Source organism: Dysosmobacter sp. HCP28S3_G4 (assembly GCF_052065175.1).
Taxonomy (GTDB): Bacteria; Bacillota; Clostridia; order Oscillospirales; family Oscillospiraceae; genus Oscillibacter.
In genome coordinates this window covers 1-18,445 of the sequence record NZ_JBQHUP010000001.1, presented here as the reverse complement: position 1 = coordinate 18,445, position 18,445 = coordinate 1, and the positions used below count along the sequence as shown (strand labels likewise).

The 18,445-nt window shown below is 60.7% G+C and carries 17 protein-coding genes, 2 pseudogenes and 1 CRISPR repeat array; of the genes and pseudogenes, 1 reads left to right on the top strand and 18 read right to left on the bottom strand.

Features of this window, described 5'->3' with window-relative positions:
- Positions 1-84 precede the first annotated feature (84 nt).
- The 18 genes and pseudogenes from ACTNBU_RS00095 to ACTNBU_RS00010 form a co-directional block, all read right to left on the bottom strand.
- Positions 85-1,806, bottom strand: coding sequence for a hypothetical protein (locus ACTNBU_RS00095; RefSeq protein WP_441029387.1), 1,722 nt, complete (start codon positions 1,804-1,806; stop codon positions 85-87).
- The gene (locus ACTNBU_RS00090) at positions 1,806-2,717 is read right to left on the bottom strand and encodes an AAA family ATPase (protein ID WP_441029384.1); all 912 of its coding nucleotides are present in this window, start codon (positions 2,715-2,717) and stop codon (positions 1,806-1,808) included. The genes ACTNBU_RS00095 and ACTNBU_RS00090 overlap by 1 nt, the downstream gene beginning before the upstream one ends.
- A gap of 202 nt (positions 2,718-2,919) precedes the next feature.
- Complete coding sequence (locus ACTNBU_RS00085) at positions 2,920-4,026, bottom strand: PTS transporter subunit IIC (RefSeq protein ID WP_441029381.1); 1,107 nt, start codon at positions 4,024-4,026, stop codon at positions 2,920-2,922.
- 104 nt (positions 4,027-4,130) lie between these two features.
- Positions 4,131-4,643, bottom strand: coding sequence for a transcription repressor NadR (locus tag ACTNBU_RS00080; RefSeq protein WP_441029378.1), 513 nt, complete (start codon positions 4,641-4,643; stop codon positions 4,131-4,133).
- A 111-nt stretch (positions 4,644-4,754) separates the two neighbouring features.
- Positions 4,755-5,165 (bottom strand): peptide deformylase, encoded by a 411-nt coding sequence (locus ACTNBU_RS00075; protein ID WP_441029781.1) that lies wholly within the window; start codon positions 5,163-5,165, stop codon positions 4,755-4,757.
- Between the two features lie 13 nt (positions 5,166-5,178).
- Positions 5,179-6,207: pseudogene (locus ACTNBU_RS00070) on the bottom strand (alcohol dehydrogenase); the annotation flags it as partial.
- A gap of 46 nt (positions 6,208-6,253) precedes the next feature.
- Complete coding sequence (locus tag ACTNBU_RS00065; RefSeq protein WP_441029375.1) at positions 6,254-6,868, bottom strand: GNAT family N-acetyltransferase; 615 nt, start codon at positions 6,866-6,868, stop codon at positions 6,254-6,256.
- A 23-nt stretch (positions 6,869-6,891) separates the two neighbouring features.
- Positions 6,892-7,398 (bottom strand): DUF6933 domain-containing protein, encoded by a 507-nt coding sequence (locus ACTNBU_RS00060; RefSeq protein WP_441029372.1) that lies wholly within the window; start codon positions 7,396-7,398, stop codon positions 6,892-6,894.
- Between the two features lie 6 nt (positions 7,399-7,404).
- Entirely contained in the window at positions 7,405-7,872 is a 468-nt protein-coding gene (bcp, locus tag ACTNBU_RS00055) for a thioredoxin-dependent thiol peroxidase (protein WP_441029369.1), read from the bottom strand.
- Positions 7,873-8,102: 230 nt separating this feature from the next.
- Positions 8,103-9,073: direct repeats of the CRISPR family, unit length 33 nt; unit sequence ATTTCAACCCACGCCCTCCTCGCGGAGGGCGAC.
- A gap of 172 nt (positions 9,074-9,245) precedes the next feature.
- Positions 9,246-9,536, bottom strand: coding sequence for a CRISPR-associated endonuclease Cas2 (gene cas2, locus ACTNBU_RS00050; RefSeq protein WP_441029366.1), 291 nt, complete (start codon positions 9,534-9,536; stop codon positions 9,246-9,248).
- A 9-nt stretch (positions 9,537-9,545) separates the two neighbouring features.
- Positions 9,546-10,577: a type I-C CRISPR-associated endonuclease Cas1c gene (gene cas1c / locus ACTNBU_RS00045; RefSeq protein WP_441029359.1), complete on the bottom strand. Its 1,032-nt coding sequence runs from the start codon at positions 10,575-10,577 to the stop codon at positions 9,546-9,548.
- Positions 10,574-11,236 (bottom strand): CRISPR-associated protein Cas4, encoded by a 663-nt coding sequence (gene cas4 / locus ACTNBU_RS00040; protein ID WP_441029356.1) that lies wholly within the window; start codon positions 11,234-11,236, stop codon positions 10,574-10,576. The genes cas1c and cas4 overlap by 4 nt, the downstream gene beginning before the upstream one ends.
- Entirely contained in the window at positions 11,233-12,123 is an 891-nt protein-coding gene (gene cas7c / locus ACTNBU_RS00035; protein ID WP_441029353.1) for a type I-C CRISPR-associated protein Cas7/Csd2, read from the bottom strand. The genes cas4 and cas7c overlap by 4 nt, the downstream gene beginning before the upstream one ends.
- The gene (cas8c, locus tag ACTNBU_RS00030; protein ID WP_441029350.1) at positions 12,116-13,882 is read right to left on the bottom strand and encodes a type I-C CRISPR-associated protein Cas8c/Csd1; all 1,767 of its coding nucleotides are present in this window, start codon (positions 13,880-13,882) and stop codon (positions 12,116-12,118) included. The genes cas7c and cas8c overlap by 8 nt, the downstream gene beginning before the upstream one ends.
- Positions 13,879-14,532: a type I-C CRISPR-associated protein Cas5c gene (cas5c, locus tag ACTNBU_RS00025; protein ID WP_441029347.1), complete on the bottom strand. Its 654-nt coding sequence runs from the start codon at positions 14,530-14,532 to the stop codon at positions 13,879-13,881. Before cas5c ends, cas8c begins: the two co-directional genes overlap by 4 nt.
- Before the next feature lie 325 nt (positions 14,533-14,857).
- A complete protein-coding gene (gene cas3 / locus ACTNBU_RS00020; protein WP_441029345.1) occupies positions 14,858-17,008 on the bottom strand; it encodes a CRISPR-associated helicase Cas3' in 2,151 nt (716 codons plus the stop codon).
- A 210-nt stretch (positions 17,009-17,218) separates the two neighbouring features.
- A complete protein-coding gene (locus ACTNBU_RS00015) occupies positions 17,219-17,623 on the bottom strand; it encodes a rhodanese-like domain-containing protein (protein ID WP_441029343.1) in 405 nt (134 codons plus the stop codon).
- A gap of 5 nt (positions 17,624-17,628) precedes the next feature.
- Positions 17,629-18,194 (bottom strand): annotated as a pseudogene (locus ACTNBU_RS00010) (SDR family oxidoreductase); the annotation flags it as partial.
- A gap of 89 nt (positions 18,195-18,283) precedes the next feature.
- Here ACTNBU_RS00010 and ACTNBU_RS00005 point away from each other — a divergent pair.
- Positions 18,284-18,445: transposase (locus tag ACTNBU_RS00005; protein WP_441029779.1), on the top strand; the 162-nt coding region annotated here is incomplete at its 3' end.

Below are 18,445 nucleotides of genomic sequence, written 5' to 3'. Positions count from 1 at the left end.
TCACTCAGCAGCATGTAATAACGCAGCGCAGGCTTTCTTCAGAAAGTCTGCGCTGCGTTGTTTGTCAGCAGACCGGTCATCCCCTCACAGATCCCGAATCTGATTCTGAATCAATGTGCCCACTGTGTCGGCAAAGTGGTCCAGATTGCGGCTACGGGTAAAATTCCGGCCGTAAATGCTCTGCGCGGCAGGCAAATCCCTGTCAGTGCCCGTGAACACGCAGATCACCGGGATGTCCCGGTGCAGCAAGGAGCGGACCTCCATGGCGGTATTCTGAACGGCGTTTTGCTCCGTATAGTCCAGATAGGCGCCGTTGACGGAGATCTTGATCACATCGTTGGGGGCGGCATCGGACAGCAGGATGACCAGTTTGTGCTCACAGGGCGAATCCTCCAGCTCCTTTCCCAGCGCCCGGATGGCCAGACCATCCCGGTTGCAGCCGGCGGTGAAATAGTGGAAGATCCGCTGATTCTGGTCTGTCTCCTGGTAATCCCGGTAGCGAGTGATGATGGTGTATCCGCTGAGAGAGCAGAAGGAGGAGACCCGTACGGGGATCCGGCAGCGGGTCAGGGCCTCGGCGATCATGTATCCCTGAGCGGCCACTGCTTCTTGACGCTCCTTCTGCGAGGTGGAGCCATCCAGCAGGATGTCCACAGAAAGGCCGCCGGGATCAGACCGCTGGATCCTGGTAAAGACCTTGTCGTCCTCTAGATACAATCCACGCCACACCCGTCCGCCGTCCAAAGAACCGGACACGGAATGGACCGCGATGGGCTGCAAATACGCCATCATGGCGTTCCGGATACGGGCCGTCAGGCGGAGGATGCTGGCCCGGTTCCGGACGGCGTCGGCATCGTAGGCGGCTCTGTTCCGCGCCATCTGTTTCAGGGCTTCTTTACGCCGTGCGCCCACGTATCCGCGGATGCTGCTGTCCCAGGTGTCCTCGCCCCTGGCGTAATACAGGCGGCAGAACTGGTGCGCACCGGTGCAGAGTTCATGCTCCAGCTCCGCCATCTGCCCTTCCTGATACAGCGGCGGTCCGAAATAGTCCCGGACGTATTTCCGAAGGGTCGCCTCCGATTGGGCCAGCGTCTGGTCGCTCAGGCGCCGCTGAAACTCCGCGGGGGCCTGCCCGCTGGCCATCCCTATCATTGTGTGTTCGCCATAGCCATGACCGAAGCTGCGGACGGAGGGATGTCCCGCGGAGACTTTCCGGAAGAGCCGGTGCAGGAGCGGCGGCTTTTTGAGGGACTGCCCATTGCCTTCCTGTCCCTCACTGGGAGTGAAATGGCAGTACTTTCTCAGGAAATTCAGTGTCTCCTGAAAAAGCGCGGGACCGTCCAGATCACCGGAGAATTCCAGGGCATCCAGCATGGCCCGCTCCCGGGGCATCAGATGGGGATCTTCCCCCAGCGCACGGCGGAAATGGGCCTCCTCCAGAAGAAGCGGAAGCTCCTCATGGGGGACCGGCCCGCTGTGGGCCAAGACACGCCTGGCATAGCTTCTTCGCAGAGCGGGCAGCGCCGGACGATGGGCCGCCTCCCACTGATAGACCGCGTTCTCCAGGCCAAGCCATACCAGTTGTTCGTACAGGTCCTCCTGTTCGCTGCCCCGGAAAGACGCGAACAGCCTGTCGATGGTGTCCGCTCCGTAGTTCCTGCGGACCGCGCCGATGACGCAGTTCCAGTACAGGTCCGCTCTGCCCTTCTCGTCATAGACCTTGAACTCCGGCTCAAAGCCGTACTCCCCTGCGGCGTTCCAGATCAGATTCCGGGCCCGCCGCTTTTCACTGTCCAGCACGTCCATCAGGCGAACACATCCCCGTAGGCGATCTCCTCCGGCAGACGGGTCTGGATGACGTCCTTTACCAGCTGGCGCTCAAAGTCATCGAAGGATTTGTTGACAAGCCCCATCTCCAGCGCGCGGTTGCCCTCCAGGCCGGTGTGCATCAGCCGCACGGCGGCCAGCAGGCCCCGGAGGTCCAGGGGCTTGGTGGACAACTCGCCGCCGTCGCACTTTTTCTGGAGATCCTGAAAGAGTCCCGCGAACTGCTCCGCGTAATTGCTCCGCAGGTCCGGGAATTCCCGGCGCAACAGCTTCACCAGCCCCTCCTGGGTGATGGCGGGCATGTCGATGACCACAAAGCGGGAGGCCAGCGCCTCGTTCAGGTCCCGGGTGCCGGCGTATCCATAGTTCATGGTGGCGATGAACCGGGTGGCCTCATGGAGCCGGATGCGGTCGTAGCCAGGCATGTCGATGCTGCGGCGGAAATCCAGCGTGGCATGGAGTACCGCCAGGGATTCGTTCTTGGCCATGTTGATCTCGTCCAGCACGCCGAAGCCGCCGAACTCCGCGCACTGGTAGATGGGGCCCTTCCGCAGCGTCACCCGGTTGTCGTGGAAGGTGTCCGTCCCCAGCAGGGTGGCGGCGTCCGTGTTGATGTAGAAGGACACATCCCAGCTGGGACGGCCGAAGGCGGCGGCCAGATTCTCCGCCAGCACATTCTTACCGGTGGCCTTCGGCCCCACCAGCAGCAGATTCTCTCCGCTGAGAAGGGCTGTGATCGCCTCCTCCCAGACCTCTCTGCCGTAATAGAGATACCGGGGCACCGGAACACGGCCGGTCAGCTCCTCTGCCGTCGGGTATTTGTTCCGGAAGGCCTGCACCTCCCCGATGATCCCGGGATCGATCCCCTCACGCCTTAAAAAATTCAGCATACGCTCTCCTCTGTTTCTTCGTCCGCGCAGCTGCCTGCGCAGTTCGTTTATTTCCATCCCTAATCATACCATGCCCACCCGCAATGTCAATTCCCGGCGCCGCACTTCTTAACGGGGTCTTTATTCTCCAAGCCCCTGCGGACAGCGAAAAGCACCGCCCACATCGTGTGAACGGTGCTTGACACGCAATATGGAAACGCGCTCAGTCCAGCGTCAAATCTCCGTCCTTGACCCAGCCCAGTCTGCGGCACACCTGATTGATGGCCGGGGCCAGAATGGCGGGAAGGACAAAGGAGATGAGGATGAGCCCCAGCCAGTCGAAGGCCGTGGGAGCGATGGCGGCGGCGCCGTTGGCGATGGCCGCTTCACTGGGCGACACCCAGCCGGTCCACACGCCCAGCTGTCCGCAGAGGCCGCAGGTGCCCATGCCGGAGTTGATGGCGGCGCCGTTCATCTGCAGCTGGAAGACGCAGGTGGCGATGGGGCCGGTGATGGCGGAGGCCAGCGTGGGGGCGATCCAAATCCGGGGATTCTTCACGATGTTGGGCATTTGCAGCATGGAGGTGCCGATGCCCTGACTCACCAAGCCGCCCCAGCCGTTTTCCCGGAAGCTCATAACGGCGAAGCCCACCATCTGGGCACAGCAGCCCGCCACGGCGGCGCCGCCGGCCAGACCCGTCAGGCCCAGCACGGAGCAGATGGCGGCGGAGGAGATGGGCAGCGTCAGAGCGACGCCCACCAGCACGGACACCAGAATGCCCATCAGGAAGGGCTGCAGCTCTGTTGCCCGCATGATGAGCTGTCCGAAGGCGCTGGCCGCCTGACCGATGGGCGGCGCGATGACCCAGGCGGCCCCGATGCCGATGAGGGTGGTGACGATGGGCGTCACCAGGATATCCACCTTGGTCTCCTTACTGATGGCCTTGCCGCACTCCGCGGCGATAATGGCCACAAACAGCACTGCCAGCGGTCCCCCGGCCTTGCCCAGGCTGTTGCAGGCGTATCCCACAGTGGCCAGAGAGAACAGCACCAGCGGCGGCGCCTGAAGGGCGTAGCCGATGGCCACCGCCATGGCGGCGCCGCTCATAAAGGACGCCATGCCGCCGATGGTATAGGCGGTCCCGTTGATAGTAACCACTTCAGCCGTCAGGAAGCCGATGTGGAACTGACTGCCCAATGTGTTGAGGATGGTACCGATGAGCAGGGTACAGAACAGTCCCTGGGCCATGGCGCCCAGGGCGTCGATGCCGTATCGCCGGGCGGAAAATACGATGTTTTTACGTTTCAGAAAGGCTTTGACAGTTTCCATGTGAAGCACCCTTTTCCCCTTGTATAACAAGTGTGGTAGACATATGTCTTGACACATGTCTACCACACTATACCCACAAATTGCGAAGTTGTCAACAGAAACTTTCAGCCCTCAATCAGAATTCCCATCTCCCGCAGGGCCGCCTGGACCCGTTGGAAGGCGTCCTCACCGGGACAGGACAGCGTATGGAGATGGATACCCTCCGTCAGAGCGGACAGGGGCTGGGCGTCGGCCTGGGCGCAGCGGAGCATAAACTGCTCCACGTCGTACCGGCTGGAGAGCTGGAGCGGTCCGGTAAGCTGGCCGTAGATGGGATGGTCCACAATGACGTCCAGCACTGTACAGCCCTGATCCACCACGGCGTTCAGTTCCTCCTTCATGCCCGCGGCGCTGTGACGGCAGGCGATCCGGCGGATCAGTCCCGCCGGGGACTTCTGGATGACATAGCCCCGGGGCGTGGCGGAGATATTGGCGCCTGCCGCCCGCAGCAGGGCGATGTCGCCCACGATGACCTGACGGCTGACGGAGAACCGGGCCGCCAGCGCCGCAGCGCTGACCGGGTGGTCCGCTGTTTGCAGTTGTTCACAGATGGTCTGTCGGCGTTCTTCTGCCTGCATGGAGAGCCTCCTCCCAGTAAGTTGAGAATCAAAGCGGCACAGCTGCCGCACTGTCTTGACAGCAGTATACCACACCCTTGGAAAATTGCAAAGGGAAACGCGGCCTCCCGTTCAGATCAGGATGCCGCGGCAGTGGTCGATCTCATGCTGGATGATCTGGGCCGTCCAGCCGGTGAAGGTTTTGAGCCGAATCTGGAAGCGGTCATTCTGATACCGCACCTTGATGGAGCGGTATCGTTTCGTCTTCCGGGTCCCGGTCAGGGACAGGCACCCCTCCTCCGTCTCATAGGGTCCCGCGCACTTGACGATCTCCGGATTGAACATCACCATGTACTCCCCTTCGTTGTCAAAGGCGATGACGCACCGGGCGACGCCAATCATATTGGCCGCCATTCCCACGCAACCGTCCCTGTGGGCTATCAGGGTGTCCAGCAGGTCCTGCGCCGTCTCCAGATCCGCCTCCATGGCCGGAGCGGACTTCTGGACCAGGAACACCGGGTCTTTCATAATGGGCCGGATGATGTGGTGCTCCCCCTTCCACGGCGACCTTGATGACACCGTCCCGCCGGTTCTCAAACAGATCATAGGCCGCTTCGATGTCCCTCAGCGGGAAGGTGTGGGTGATCAGCGGCGTGGTGTCGATCTTCCCAGCCGCGATCAGATCCAGGATCCCGGCGCAGTCGCAGCCGTCCACGCCGCCGGTTTTGAAGGTCAGATTCTTGCCATACATGTCCGGCAGGGGCAGGGTCTGGGGACTGTCGTACAGCGCCACGATGGTGACGACGGCGTTGGGCCGGGCGCACCGCCAGGCCATGCGGAAGGTGACCTCCGTACCGGCCACTTCCAGCACCACATCCGCCCCGCCGTGATCACTGTTCCGCCGGATGAACTCCAAGGCGCCCTCCGGAGCCACTGTCAGCACCTGGGGATAGTGCTCCTCCACGAACCGCCGCCTCTGCGGGTCTTTTTCGCAGACGATGATCCGCTTTGGTCCCTTAAGCAGCACGCACAGTAAAGCACAAATCCCTGTCGGCCCTGCTCCGATGATCATTACCGTGTCCTCCGGCTTGATCTCCGAGATGCGGGCCGCCCAGAAGCCAGTGGCCAGCACGTCGCCCACAAACAGGGCCTGCCGGTCCGTGACGCCATCCGGAATTTTATTCAACCCCCGATCCGCGTAGGGAACCCGGACATATTCAGCCTGTCCGCCGTCGATGCGGCAGCCCAGCGCCCAGCCGCCGTTGGGATCGGTGCAGTTGTTCACCCATCCGTGGCGGCAGAAGAAGCACTCGCCGCAGAAGGTCTCCACGTTCACCGTCACCCTGTCGCCGGGCTTGACCGTGGTGACGGCGGCGCCCGTCTCCACCACCACGCCCACCATCTCATGGCCCACGGTGATGCCGGGCACCGCCCTGGGTACGCAGCCGTGCTTGATGTGCAGGTCGCTGGTGCAGATGCTGGCCAGCGTCACCCGCACGATGGCATCCCGGTCACTCTGCAAAACGGGCTTCGGCTTGTCCAGCAGGGCGAATTTTCCCTGTTCCAGATAGGTATAGGCCAGCATGGCAGTCTCCCCTTCTTCTGTTTACATTTCGCGTTCGCTAGTAGTTTCAGACTAACTGGCCCGGGCGTTTCTCTTTCACCTTGGGCGGGAATCCCCGGTCGAATTCCTCCAGAGCCTGTTCGTCCACCTCGTAGCAATCCGGATCGTAGTGGACGCCCCGCAGTTCCTTTGCTGCGGCCTCGTCCAGGACCTTGACCATGAAGAAAGGAGCATCCATGGATTTGTCCAGGCCGTTGAGATAGATGCCGCGGCTGGCGGCAGGCACGAAGCCAAAGCGGCTGTAATACTCCGGGGCGCCGGTGATGACCACAGTGGGAAAGCCCATCTCCCTTGCTTTCTCCAAGGTGAATTCGATGAGTTTACTGCCGTATCCCCTGCCCTGACATTCCGGCAGCACACTGACCGGGCCGAACAGCAGGGAATCCGCCGTCCTGCCGTCCTCCGTCTCCAGACGCCCTCTGGCGTAGGCAATATGGGCGACGATCCTCCCGTCCTCCTCCGCCAGATAGTCCAATTCCCGGACAAAGCACGGGTCCCGGCGAAGGACATGCAGCACCAGATGCTCCATGCAGCCGGGGCGGTAGACGTTCCAGAACGCCTCCCGGGTCAGGTTCTCCACCTCCCGGAAATCCGCTTCCTGTTCCAGACGGATCTTCATCATGTCCCCTCCTGTTGTGTGGTGTTTCATGACAGCCCGTCAAAGCAGCGCCGCAGAAAGGCGAAGGCGCTGTCCGTTCCCTCAAATCCGGCGCAGCGGCAGAGCAAACTGTTGACGGCGCTGTTCAGGGCGGGCTGGCGCTGGCAGGACGGATCCGTCAGCACATCAGCGGCCAGGACGTCCTCCCAGGCCCGGTTCAAAAAGGCCACTTCCCTGCGGCCATGGGTGCGGGTCAGCTCCGGCCCGCCGGCGAAGGACAGCCAGCGGTCTACCTTTAGGGCATCCAGTCCCGCGTCCAGCAGTCCGAGACGGATCTCCTCCATGGCCGTGTGGGGCAGATCCGCCCAATCAGCGGCGGTCATGTCGAACCGCACACAGGTATACCGGCTGGCACAGTGGACCAGCAGCAGACTGCTGCGGCCGTGGAGGGTGATGCAGTGCAGGTCCCAGCAGATCAGCCTGGAGACCGGCTCCCCGTAGGGAACCGCCTGATGAAGCAGCCGCTGAAGCGGCCAGGTCAGACCCAGCTGCATGGACTGTTACTCCTCTGCTCCATTCAGGTATTCCAGGATCTCCGCCGCATTGGTGTCCGGCTTTACCTTGGGCATGGCCTTTTCGATGATGCCATTCTCATCGATGATATAGGTGGAGCGCACGACGCCCATGCTGACCTTTCCATAGAGCTTTTTCTCCTGCCAGACGTCATATGCCTGGATGGCCTGCAGCTCCGGGTCGGACAGCAGGATAAAGGGCAGGCTATACTTGGCCGTGAACTTCTGGTGGGAGGCCACGGAGTCCTTGCTGACGCCGATGACTGCCACGTTCTTCGCCTTGAAGCCCTCATAGGCCGACGCAAAGGCACAGGCCTGCCGGGTGCAGCCGGGGGTGTTGTCCTTGGGATAGAAATAGAGTACCACTTTTCTTCCGGTGAAGTCAGACAGGCTGACGGAGTTTCCGTCCTTGTCCGGCAGGGTAAAATCCGGTGCTTTGATGCCAGTTTCCAGCATGGTTGTTCCTCCTGTAGATGAATTGCGGCCGTCGGGATGCTGTCCGGGGACAGTGACGGACAGCCGCCGGTCGGATTCAGGGCATGACGGCCCATTGAGAATGGAGTCCAAAGGCCGTGTACCGATGCTGCTATTATAGATCCTTCGGAACCATTGGTCAACGAGTCGTTTGGACGCCATGCGCGGAGGGCGTCTGAGCTTGTCAACTTTCTCTGGAAATAGGTGCGGATATTTTAATCCACGCCCTCCTCGCGGAGGGCGACTGGAAACTCCCCGGACCTACAATGTAAAGTGGATATTTCAACCCACGCCCTCCTCGCGGAGGGCGACCTTTTTGAGCGTCTCCCATTGGGCGGGCTTCTGATTTCAACCCACGCCCTCCTCGCGGAGGGCGACCTTTATCTACCAGATAAGGCTTGTCGTTTTCATTATTTCAACCCACGCCCTCCTCGCGGAGGGCGACGCCTCTGCCCGCGTCACATAGGCCGTCCACTCGTCATTTCAACCCACGCCCTCCTCGCGGAGGGCGACGTCCAGCTTTCCCTGCCATTCCTTGTCCTTGTCGATTTCAACCCACGCCCTCCTCGCGGAGGGCGACTGATTTGAGCCGGTTCAACGATAACGAGCCTGATTTCAACCCACGCCCTCCTCGCGGAGGGCGACTCCGCAACCTGGAACCGGAGACGGCGGCGCAAAGGATTTCAACCCACGCCCTCCTCGCGGAGGGCGACATCTGGTGATTCCATATATATCGATGGCATATGCATTTCAACCCACGCCCTCCTCGCGGAGGGCGACTGTACTTGTCAGCATAGTAAGATGTGGCTTTGTTATTTCAACCCACGCCCTCCTCGCGGAGGGCGACATCCGCGATTTGCTTGTTTTGCAAGGTGTGAGCATTTCAACCCACGCCCTCCTCGCGGAGGGCGACCCGGAGGCATGGTCGGTTTTCCGTGAGAAAGGCAAAATTTCAACCCACGCCCTCCTCGCGGAGGGCGACGTTGGAAAAGGTCAAGGCGTTTACTCATCCTATATTTCAACCCACGCCCTCCTCGCGGAGGGCGACCGCACAGGGCCAGGAGGACAGACATCGTGCAAATTATTTCAACCCACGCCCTCCTCGCGGAGGGCGACGTCTTTATATCCGCATCGCCGCAGAAGGCCGGATATTTCAACCCACGCCCTCCTCGCGGAGGGCGACAGCAAAAACAGCTAAAAATTTTCGCTGCTTTTGACACATATGACAAAGCAAATGCTGAGTCTCATTCGCTTCTGTCAAAACACACGTATTTTTCAAAAAATTTCTCAAATCTCAAAGGCTTTTCCGGTGCGAACCTGTCCGCTTCTTCCGTTCGCTTCCGGTTCGCACAGACTCAAATCATAAGCGGTTCCTCCGGCAAATACGTCATCTTCGCCCCGAAATGCTCGATCTTATTTTCGTATTTGCTGCCCAGATAATAAAACCGCAGACTGTCCCGCTCCTGATCCATGATCTTCAGCAGCTTTGCCTGCAGGCTCCGGCATTGGCCGGGATCCAGAAGACACTCAAACACCGAATTCTGGACCCGCTGGCCATAGTTCACACACTGTTTGGCGATCTGCCGCAGCCGTTTCCGCCCGGCGGCGTTCTCCGTGTTCACGTCATATGTGATCAACACCAGCAAGAAAACCACCTACTTCCATAAGAACGGCGGATAGCCGTCCAGATCACCCCGCAGATACCGGGCCAGCAGCAGGGCCTGCGCATAGGGGACCATTCCCCAGGGCAGCTTCTCCTCCAGATAGGGGTGGGTCAACTGCTCCCGCTTTCGCTCCTGCCAACGCTGCAGGAAGGCTTTCCGTCCGTCATCTGTCAGCAGAACCGCACCATTCTCGGCAGAGAGAAAATCCGATGCCTTCACCACCCGGTTGTTGATCAGCGTCAGGACGAACCGGTCCGCCAGACAGGGCCGCAGCTCCTCCATCAGGTCCAGCGCCAGAGAGGTCCGCCCCGGCCTGTCCCGATGCAGGAAGCCGACATAGGAATCCAGTCCTACCGCCTCCAGTGCGGAGGCGCAGTCATGGGCAAGCAGACTGTACGCGAAGGACAACAGCGCGTTTACCCGATCCAGCGGCGGACGGCGGCTTCGCTCATGGAAGAAAAAGTCCTCCTTGCCGCTGAGGATCATTTCATCCAGCACCTCAAAGTAGGCGGCGGCGCCGATCCCCTCCAGCCCCCGGAGGCTGTCAAGATCCGTCTCCTCCAATACCGGCTCCAGCAGGCCCTGTATGCGTCGGGAGGCGGCGTCCAGCCTGCCGCAGTCCACCCGAAGGCCATGGTCCCGCTTGGTCCGCTCAATGCTCCAGCGGGCATTGTGGAGCTTGCCGAAGATCATGCTCCGGGCGATGCGGCAGCTCTGGGACGGATCGTCCGCCGCCCGGTACTGAGCCCGGCGCAGCAGGACGTTTCCGCGGCTCTCACCGCCGACTCTGGCCAGAAACCGCCCGCGGGGCGAACAGAACGCCAGCCCCACGTCCCGCTTGGCGCAGGCGCCCATCAGGGCGGGAGACGCCCCGGCGTAGGAAAAAGAGACGATATTTTGCAGCGTATGGAGCGGATACCGGGCCACCATTTCCTTACCACGGTTGGCGACGACATTTTCACCGTCCAACGTCAGATAGAGGTCCTCAGAGGTGACAAACAGGGTGTTCAAAAGAGGCTTCACGGGGTATCCTCCTTTCCGGCGCTGAGGTATTCCGCCACGGACCGTCTGCGGGTCAGGGACGGCAGGCACAGATCCTTCAGGGAACAGGCGCGGCACATGCTCCCCTGCCTGACCTTCGGCGTATACCCCCGGTCATAGAGCCGGTGCATCTCCTCCAGACAGTCCCGCACCTCCTGACGCAGCTCCGGCGTGAAGTCCACCGCGGTCCGGCGGCGGGGCTCCCCGTAAAACAGGGCACCCCTGGGAATGTCACAGCACAGCATCTCCTCCAGACACATGGCCTGGGCACAGAGCTGAAGCTCGTCGGCTGAGTGTGCCTTGGGCTTGCCGCGCTTGTACTCCACCGGGAAGGGCCGCCAAAGCCCCTCCCGGCCCTGCAATGGGACACCCTCCGGGTCTCTGTGAAATTCCACCACATCGCACTGGCCGGAGACGCCCAGCGTCCGGGAGAACACCGGCAGTCCCCGGAGGATCAGCAGGTCTCCCCTGCTCTCCCGCGCTTCTGCGTTGTGGGCGGTCTCGTGCAGCAGGGAACCGTCCACCGTGAAATAGTTCTCATGCCACTGGTCTTCAATGTGGATCAGTGCCCACTGCCGGCGGCAGAATTTAAAGTGCTGCAAGCCGGACAGCTGGAGGAAGTCCTCCTCCGCGTAGATCATCCCATCCGCGTGCAGGAGACGCCGTCCGGCAGGCGGGACTCGTCCACCGCAACGGTGTAGTCGCTGTAACCGTGCGGCGTATCCACGCCCTCCTTTTTCTGGACCTTCACCAGATCGAACAGCTTGTGGGCCGGCGCATTGCCAAGCTCGCTGTCGTGTTTGAAGACGATCAGCTCCCGCACCGCCATTTTGCCCCGGGCGGCGGACCGGTCGTACTCGAACATATTCAGGATGGCCTGCCACAGCAGTTCCAGGTCCTCCTGGGAAAAACCGGTGGTCTTGCGGGCCAGATTCGCGGAGACATAGCCCTCGCAGCGGTAGAGGGCGTAGGGGACAATATACTTGCGGCCCATTTCGGTGCCCTTCTTTTCCGCGTCCGCCTCCGTGGTGATGGCAACGCGGGTGATGGTGACCTCCTGGGGGATGATCGGGTCGATGGACCGGGCGAAGCCCAGCTGCACCGGTCCCCGCACCTGGCCGCAGTTGAGATTGTTCTTGACGAAGGTGGTCATGACGGCGCCGAAGGTCCGGATGTCGAAGAACTGCTGGCACATGAAGTCCCGGATCTTCTCATCCAGATGCTCGTCCTTCTTCTTGGCCTCCTTGATGGTCTTCTCGTCGACATCCCAGTGGGCCAGGGCCTCCGCGTCCGAGCGGTTCAGGGGCACGCCGTCCTTGATGTAGATGCGGTAGCCCGGCGCATCCTCCTTGACGGTCTCCACGAAATTGCGGATCTTGCGCTTCAGACAGACGTCGGTCACCAGGCCGTAACCGCTCTCAGGATCGAGGCGGGGCATATTGCCGGCGTCGGGGTCTCCGTTGGGATTCCCGTTCTCCACATCGAAGAGAATGACGAATTCATAGCGGTTCTTGATCGGCTCAGACATGATCAGCGTCCTCCTTCACTTTCTTTTCATACAGTTTTTGTACCTGATGGTAATATCCCAGATGGAACGCGCCCTGCTCGGGCAGGGACATATGGGCGGGCAGCGTCTGGCAAATGCGGCCCTCCAGCTCTGTGATCCGCTTTTCATAGGAGATCCGCAGGCTGGTGTTCAGCTTGTGAAGATGGCTCTGGGACAGCTTGGTCAGCAGCGGGAAAACAGTGGCGGGAGAGGACGAGGCGCTGTTGAAGTACTTGTCCTTGATGGTCGCTTTGATGTTGGGGTTCGCATCCAGCTGCACCCGCTCCAGCACGGCAAACAGCCGTCCCAGCACATAGGGCAGATACGCGCTCTGTTCATTGAGTTCCACGGTCAAAACCTCCTTTGGAACACGGAATTGGTCATTCTTCGTCAGAAACGCCTTGATGATGGCGGCGCGGCCATAGGAAACGGTCTGCTCCGCCCGGATCCGCATCATCGTCTGTTCAAACAGGGAGACCGGATACATCCCGCCTGTCAGGACAGACCGGGCCACCGCCCCTGCCATGGGCGGCGAGGCTTTTTTCTCGCGGCTGTTAGGGTTCACAGTCTCGCCGAGCAGCCTCCACAGCGGCAGCGCGCCGTTTTCGACGTAAGAGGGCTTCGCGATCTCCAGCCGCTGGTAATGCTCCAGCAGATGCTTCAGCATATTGCCGAAGGTGTCCTGCAAAAAGAACCGCACGCTCAGACGGGCCGCGCTGGGAGCGAGGCCCAGCACATAGAAGTGGTTCTCCGGATGGAGCGGGATGCCGTCAAGATCCACGGGAGCGCCGTCCGCAAGGGCTTTCACCGTGCCCCAAAGGTCTTTCTGCGTGATGCGTTCATACGCGCTGCCGAACATGGCGCCGCAGAACAGGTCCTGGCAGAGGGGTTCCGCATCCTCCGCCCAGCAGAGGACAGCGGTGTCTCCGATATACTGGACATGCTCCCGGTCCGCCAGCAGACGGTTCAGCACCGTGCCGTAGGCAAAGGCGGCGGATTCGGAGACCGGGGCGTTCAGGCCCTGGCCGGTTTTGTCCGCCAGCTCATGGCCATAGGACTCGAACGCCGTGGCGTTGAACGCCACCAGTGACGCGCCGCTGGACTGCGCCCCCTGGACGCCCTTGATGGCTGGGTGAAGCCGGGCGATGGGAGCAGTCTGCCCTGTCACCAGACAGCGGCCCACGACGGCGCCGTCTGATTTGGCGGCACAGTGGTTCTGCCAGGCCTCCCGGATGGCCGGGTCCTGCTGGGCGTACTGCCCGTTGACTGAAAAGACCAGATTCGCGCCCTTTTTGATCTCCTCCAGGTAGTCCGCCAGTGCCGGATGCGCCTCGGCGTTTTCCGGCTGCCATCGGTCAAAGAATCCCAGCACGCCCCGGGCGGCGGGGCTGTCCACGCCGGACAGAATGGCTCCGTGAAGGGTTTTGGCCGCTTCAAAGCACTGGCGGGAACGGGTCGGATTGCCCTTGCCGTCCACGCCCAGAAAGTAAGAGCTGTTCTCGCACAGGAAATTCGCCGCCACGCCGGAGGTCTTTTTCACCTGCTCAGGCACCCGCATCGTCTGCGGGATCTCCTTCTTGCCTCCGTCCGGGACTCTTTTCAGCGGAATGACGCCGCGCAGGGTGCCGCTCTCGTCGATATCCAGGGCGAAGGACACCTTGGCATCGCACCATCCGGGCGGAGAGATCTCGCCCCGGGCGGCCAGCGCGTCATAGTATTGGTACAGCGCCTGCAGGATCATCGCAGCACCTCCTTTCCGGCCACCTCCAGCACGCCGTTCACCAGCTCCGCCCGGAAAAACGTGGGCTGGATACTGCGGGAGTCGGAATAGTCCATGTCATACAGCATCAGGCCCAGGGAACGGGTCTCGCCGATGGTGGGAACAGGTCCGCCCTCCCAGGGACGGAAATTAGCGGGAAATTCCCGGCAGCCGAAGCAGGGCTGGTGGTAGCACTGTCCCCGTTCCAGACGGCGGCGGGCAATGTCGATGAATTTTCCTGGATTGTCCGTGGGATTCGCCTTGTCGGTCATGGTGAAATGGGCGTCGATGACGTAGCGCACATCCGTCAGCACCATGGACGCCCTCTGCTGAATGCTCTCGCTGGTATAGATGGCAAGGGGCTTGTCCGCGCCCATCATCACCGAGCGCACATTGGAGGACACGATCTTGTCCTTGACCTCGTTCCGGCGGATGTTTGTAAAGGCGATGGGATTCAGAACATGGATGCGGTCAATGTGCCACCGCAGCCCCGGATGCCAGTAGATGGCTTCGATCAGGCCCCGGGCGGCGGAGGGCGTCATGACGTCGTAGCTGACGCGCTCCACTTTCAGTTCCGGACGACTGAACAGCGCATAGTCGCCCCATACCTCCACTTGGATCCCCTGGCTCATACGAAAATCACCTCACTTAAAAATATTTGAAAGGGCGGCAGCCGGATACTCCGGCTGCCTGTCCCGCGCACCTCCACCATCAGACAGGACCTCCTTTCCTTGGTTTGGACATAGCTTAACCGATTATAACCCGGATATCAGCGTCAATTTCAGGATATAACAGATAGAGCGCATTTTTTCTACTATCGTATTATCATAACTGCATTTAGGGCATACTGTCAGCGTCGCTTCAATCAAAAGAAGCGTGGGTTGAAATCAGGAAATAACGGATAGTGCATTCAGGCTGCAGGGCAGATGTTACGGCATCTGCCCTGCGGCCTTTTCATCACAGGAATATCCCCACGCCACTGTCGGACAGCAGCGCAAGACCGGTCTGCTCATTGTAGCGTGTGCAGTCTCTCAAAATGGTGACATTCTCATCAAGTATCTCCAGCGCGCCCAGTGCGTTCAGGGTATCAAAATGCTGCGGGTAAATGTTCACCGACTCCTGCGCGGCCTGCCGCAGCAGAGCGCGGCTGCGCTCTCCTTCGCGGAGACGGTCAGCCAGTGCACGGGCGTCATCGCTGCGGGGAATCAGCACCGTGCGGGTGTCATTCTCGATCAACCGGAACTTCTCCGCCACGGTACGGAACGGATAGCTATTGTCCTGTGCGCCCGCTTCCAGTCGCGGAACGATGTTCTTCTGGTCTAACGCCTCGCCCTCATATTGGTACAGCGTAGAAAAATATCGCTCGATGATCTCAGGATCGTCCAGCGCGGCACAGTCCCGTGTGACCTGCCGCGCCGTCTCCAATGGGCGTTTCAGCGCGTGGGGCAGTTGCGCGGTGTATGTTCCGTCCGGCTGGAAGAGATACACCATGCTCTCCCCGGCAGGACGCCTTCCCTCCCGGTTGCAGCGGCCCGCGGCCTGGATCTCCGAATCCAAACCCGCTTCCGACCGGTAGACCACCGGAAAGTCCACGTCGACTCCAGCTTCGATCAGGCTAGTCGAGACCACCCGGCAGGGCTGTCCCGCTTTCAGCCGCCTGCGGATCTCCGCCAGGACAGACCGGCGGTGATTGGGCGTCATCAGTGTGGAGAGGTGGAAGCTCCCCTCCCGCTCCAGAAGGTCATAGACCGCCTGGGCCCGCTTGCGGGTGCCGACGATGCAAAGCGCCTGTGTATGGCCGTTCAGCCGCGCGGCCAGGTCTTCGTCGCTGAGTTTTCCAATATGGTGATAGGTCACTCTCCGGAACACCGCCGGGTCAATCTCCGGTGCGATCTCGCGGAGGGTCAGCTGGGGCGAAACCTCCCGGAACAGCGGCCCCAGCGCCGGCTGCGTCGCCGTGCAGAGCACGCAGGACGCGCCGTAATTGACGGTCAGTTCGGCGATGGCCCGCACGCACGGCTTCAGATACGGCAGTGGGATGGTCTGGGCTTCGTCGAAGATGATGACGCTGTCCGCCAGATTGTGGAGCTTGCGGCAGCGGGACGGCTTGTTGGAGAACAGCGACTCGAAGAACTGTACCGCCGTGGTCACGATGACCGGCATATCCCAGTTCTCCGTAGCCAGCTTCTTGCGGCGTGTCTCCGCGTCCGCCTCCTCGGTGTCGTCATAGTCCACATTGGAGTGATGCTCCAGCACCATCTCATCTCCGAGGATCTCCCGGAATTTGTCCGCGGTCTGCTCGATGATGCTGGTAAAGGGGATCACATATACAATGCGTTTTTTCCCGTGTTCTCTGGCGTGACGCAGCGCAAAGGCCAGAGACGACACCGTCTTTCCGCCGCCGGTGGGCACGGTGAGGGTAAACAGTCCGGGCGGCTGTGTGCCCACGTCCAGGCACGCCCGCAGGATCTGGCAGCGCACCTGGTTCAGCTCCGTTTTGGCGTCCCACCACGGGGCGACATAGGTCTTCAGCCGCTCCAGAAGAACATCGGCCTCCAGCCTACGGCCCCGCGGCGGCGGGCTGCCCTGCATGAACGCCTCCGTGTCCAGATAATCCGCGTCCACCAGACAGGAAAACAGCATCCGTGTCCAGAAGGAGACCGTAAAGCCGCCCCGCCCCATGACGTGCGGGATCTGAACCGGGACCCGGGACAGCGTGACCTCAGTAGAAAACGCATTGTAAGGTGCCACCTGCTTTTTCAGCCTGCCGGACAGCGTCGGCTGGCCCGGGACATCCGTACGGCAGCCGCCGTCGGGAAGCCCGCCGTGGTGTCCGGCAATGCAATAGGCCGCTGGAGGACCCCAAATGCCTGCGGCCTGCTGCGCGCCTGCGGTGGAATGGTCTGTTGCCACATCTTTTTCACGGATGCGCCTTTGAAATGGGGCTGAGTATTTTCCGATGTCATGGGCCTCCCCCACCATCCAGCCCAGGCGGCCCGCGCCGAAGGCTTCGGCGAATCCGCCGCACAGTTTCGCCGTTCCGTCCAAATGCTCTTTTACCGTCTGCTCCCGGCCGTTTTCCGCGATATGTGCCAGATATCGTTCCATGGACTCCCTCCTGTTTCTTAAGAATTTGCATCATAGTCTTTCTCCTTTTAGATAAAACAGCCCTGCGGACCCGCAGGGCTGTTTCAGACTCCGGGACCGCTTTAGACAGCCTGACCCAACTTTATCTGACTTTGACTCTATTATACTCCAAAGATCGAATTTTGTCAATTTCTGGATAATCAAATAGCGCCAATATTTTACATTTTCCGATTACCGCTCCACCTCATAAGGCCAGTCCCTGATGCCGCCGAACTCATAGATTTGAGTATAGCCCAGGTCAGCCAGCGCCTGGGAGGCCGTTTTGCTGCGATTTCCGCTGCGGCAGTACACCAGCACCGCGGTGTCCTTCTTCGGAATGACGGCCGCGGCGGTATCCTCATTGATGGTGCCCACCGGCAGCAGCACCGCGCCGGGGATGTGTCCGCCGTCGTACTCGTCCTGCTCCCGGACGTCCAGCACCACGGCATCCGCCTGTTCCTCCATCATGGACTTTGCTTCTTCGGCAGTGATCTGCTGATACGAAGCAGACTTCCCTGCCCCGTTCGCCCCGCCGCATCCGGTCAGGCCAACAGCCAGAAGTGCTGTCAGCAGACAGCAGAGATATCTTCTTTTCATATCGATCAAAGCTCCTCATGTTCCAACTGATACTGCCAGCCGCAGTCATTGTGGTAGATCATCTGGCGCGTCATCCCGCCGTCAATGCAGACGTTTTCGCCGGTGATGAAGCCCGCCTTGTCTGAGCATAGAAACAGTACCATATTGGCGATGTCCATAGGTTCCCCACCCGGCCCGCTGGGTGCTGGACGGCGTCAGGACCATGATAGACGGTAAAATCCGTGTCGATCCAGCCGGGAGAGATGGAATTGACCCGCACCTTTCCGGCAAGGCTCACCGCCATGGCGTGGGTCAGAGCAGCGATCCCGCCCTTGGCAGCGGTGTAGCTCTCGCTGAAGGGCTGACTCATACGGTCCCGGCTGGAGGAGATGTTCACGACGCTGGCTCCCTCCGCGAAGTGCGGCAGGAACAGCTGTGTCAGCCGGAAGGGCGCCGAGACGCCCACCCGTAGGGCATAGTTGAACTCCTCCCAAGTGCAGCTGTCGATGCCCTTGAACAGGGGCTTGGCGTTGTTTACGAGGAAGTCCACATGGCCATACTCCGCAATGACCTTCTCCGCAAAGCGGCACAAGGCGGCTTCGCCGGAGATGTCTCCCTGGAGTGGTACCCTTTAAGTGCAGTCGCAAATTCCCCAAAAATCTGTTAAAGTGAAAAACAAAGATGGAGGGGATCACAATGGGAAAGTACAGCAAGGAATTCAAGGAAGAGGCGCTCAAGCTGTCTGATGAGATTGGGGTGAAGAACGCTGCCAACCAGCTCGGCATCGCATACTACACACTGGCAGACTGGCGAAGCATACGCCGGAACCGGCCGCCCACGAAG

Coding starts and splice junctions, on each gene's coding strand:
- ACTNBU_RS00015 (WP_441029343.1), bottom strand. CDS start 17,623: ATGAAAAGAAGATATCTCTGCTGTCTGCTGACAGCACTTCTGGCTGTT.
- ACTNBU_RS00060 (WP_441029372.1), bottom strand. CDS start 7,398: ATGCAGCTGGGTCTGACCTGGCCGCTTCAGCGGCTGCTTCATCAGGCG.
- cas3 (WP_441029345.1), bottom strand. CDS start 17,008: ATGGAACGATATCTGGCACATATCGCGGAAAACGGCCGGGAGCAGACG.
- ACTNBU_RS00065 (WP_441029375.1), bottom strand. CDS start 6,868: ATGATGAAGATCCGTCTGGAACAGGAAGCGGATTTCCGGGAGGTGGAG.
- ACTNBU_RS00085 (WP_441029381.1), bottom strand. CDS start 4,026: ATGGAAACTGTCAAAGCCTTTCTGAAACGTAAAAACATCGTATTTTCC.
- cas7c (WP_441029353.1), bottom strand. CDS start 12,123: ATGTCTGAGCCGATCAAGAACCGCTATGAATTCGTCATTCTCTTCGAT.
- ACTNBU_RS00095 (WP_441029387.1), bottom strand. CDS start 1,806: ATGGACGTGCTGGACAGTGAAAAGCGGCGGGCCCGGAATCTGATCTGG.
- ACTNBU_RS00080 (WP_441029378.1), bottom strand. CDS start 4,643: ATGCAGGCAGAAGAACGCCGACAGACCATCTGTGAACAACTGCAAACA.
- cas5c (WP_441029347.1), bottom strand. CDS start 14,532: ATGAGCCAGGGGATCCAAGTGGAGGTATGGGGCGACTATGCGCTGTTC.
- cas8c (WP_441029350.1), bottom strand. CDS start 13,882: ATGATCCTGCAGGCGCTGTACCAATACTATGACGCGCTGGCCGCCCGG.
- cas4 (WP_441029356.1), bottom strand. CDS start 11,236: ATGATCTACGCGGAGGAGGACTTCCTCCAGCTGTCCGGCTTGCAGCAC.
- ACTNBU_RS00090 (WP_441029384.1), bottom strand. CDS start 2,717: ATGCTGAATTTTTTAAGGCGTGAGGGGATCGATCCCGGGATCATCGGG.
- bcp (WP_441029369.1), bottom strand. CDS start 7,872: ATGCTGGAAACTGGCATCAAAGCACCGGATTTTACCCTGCCGGACAAG.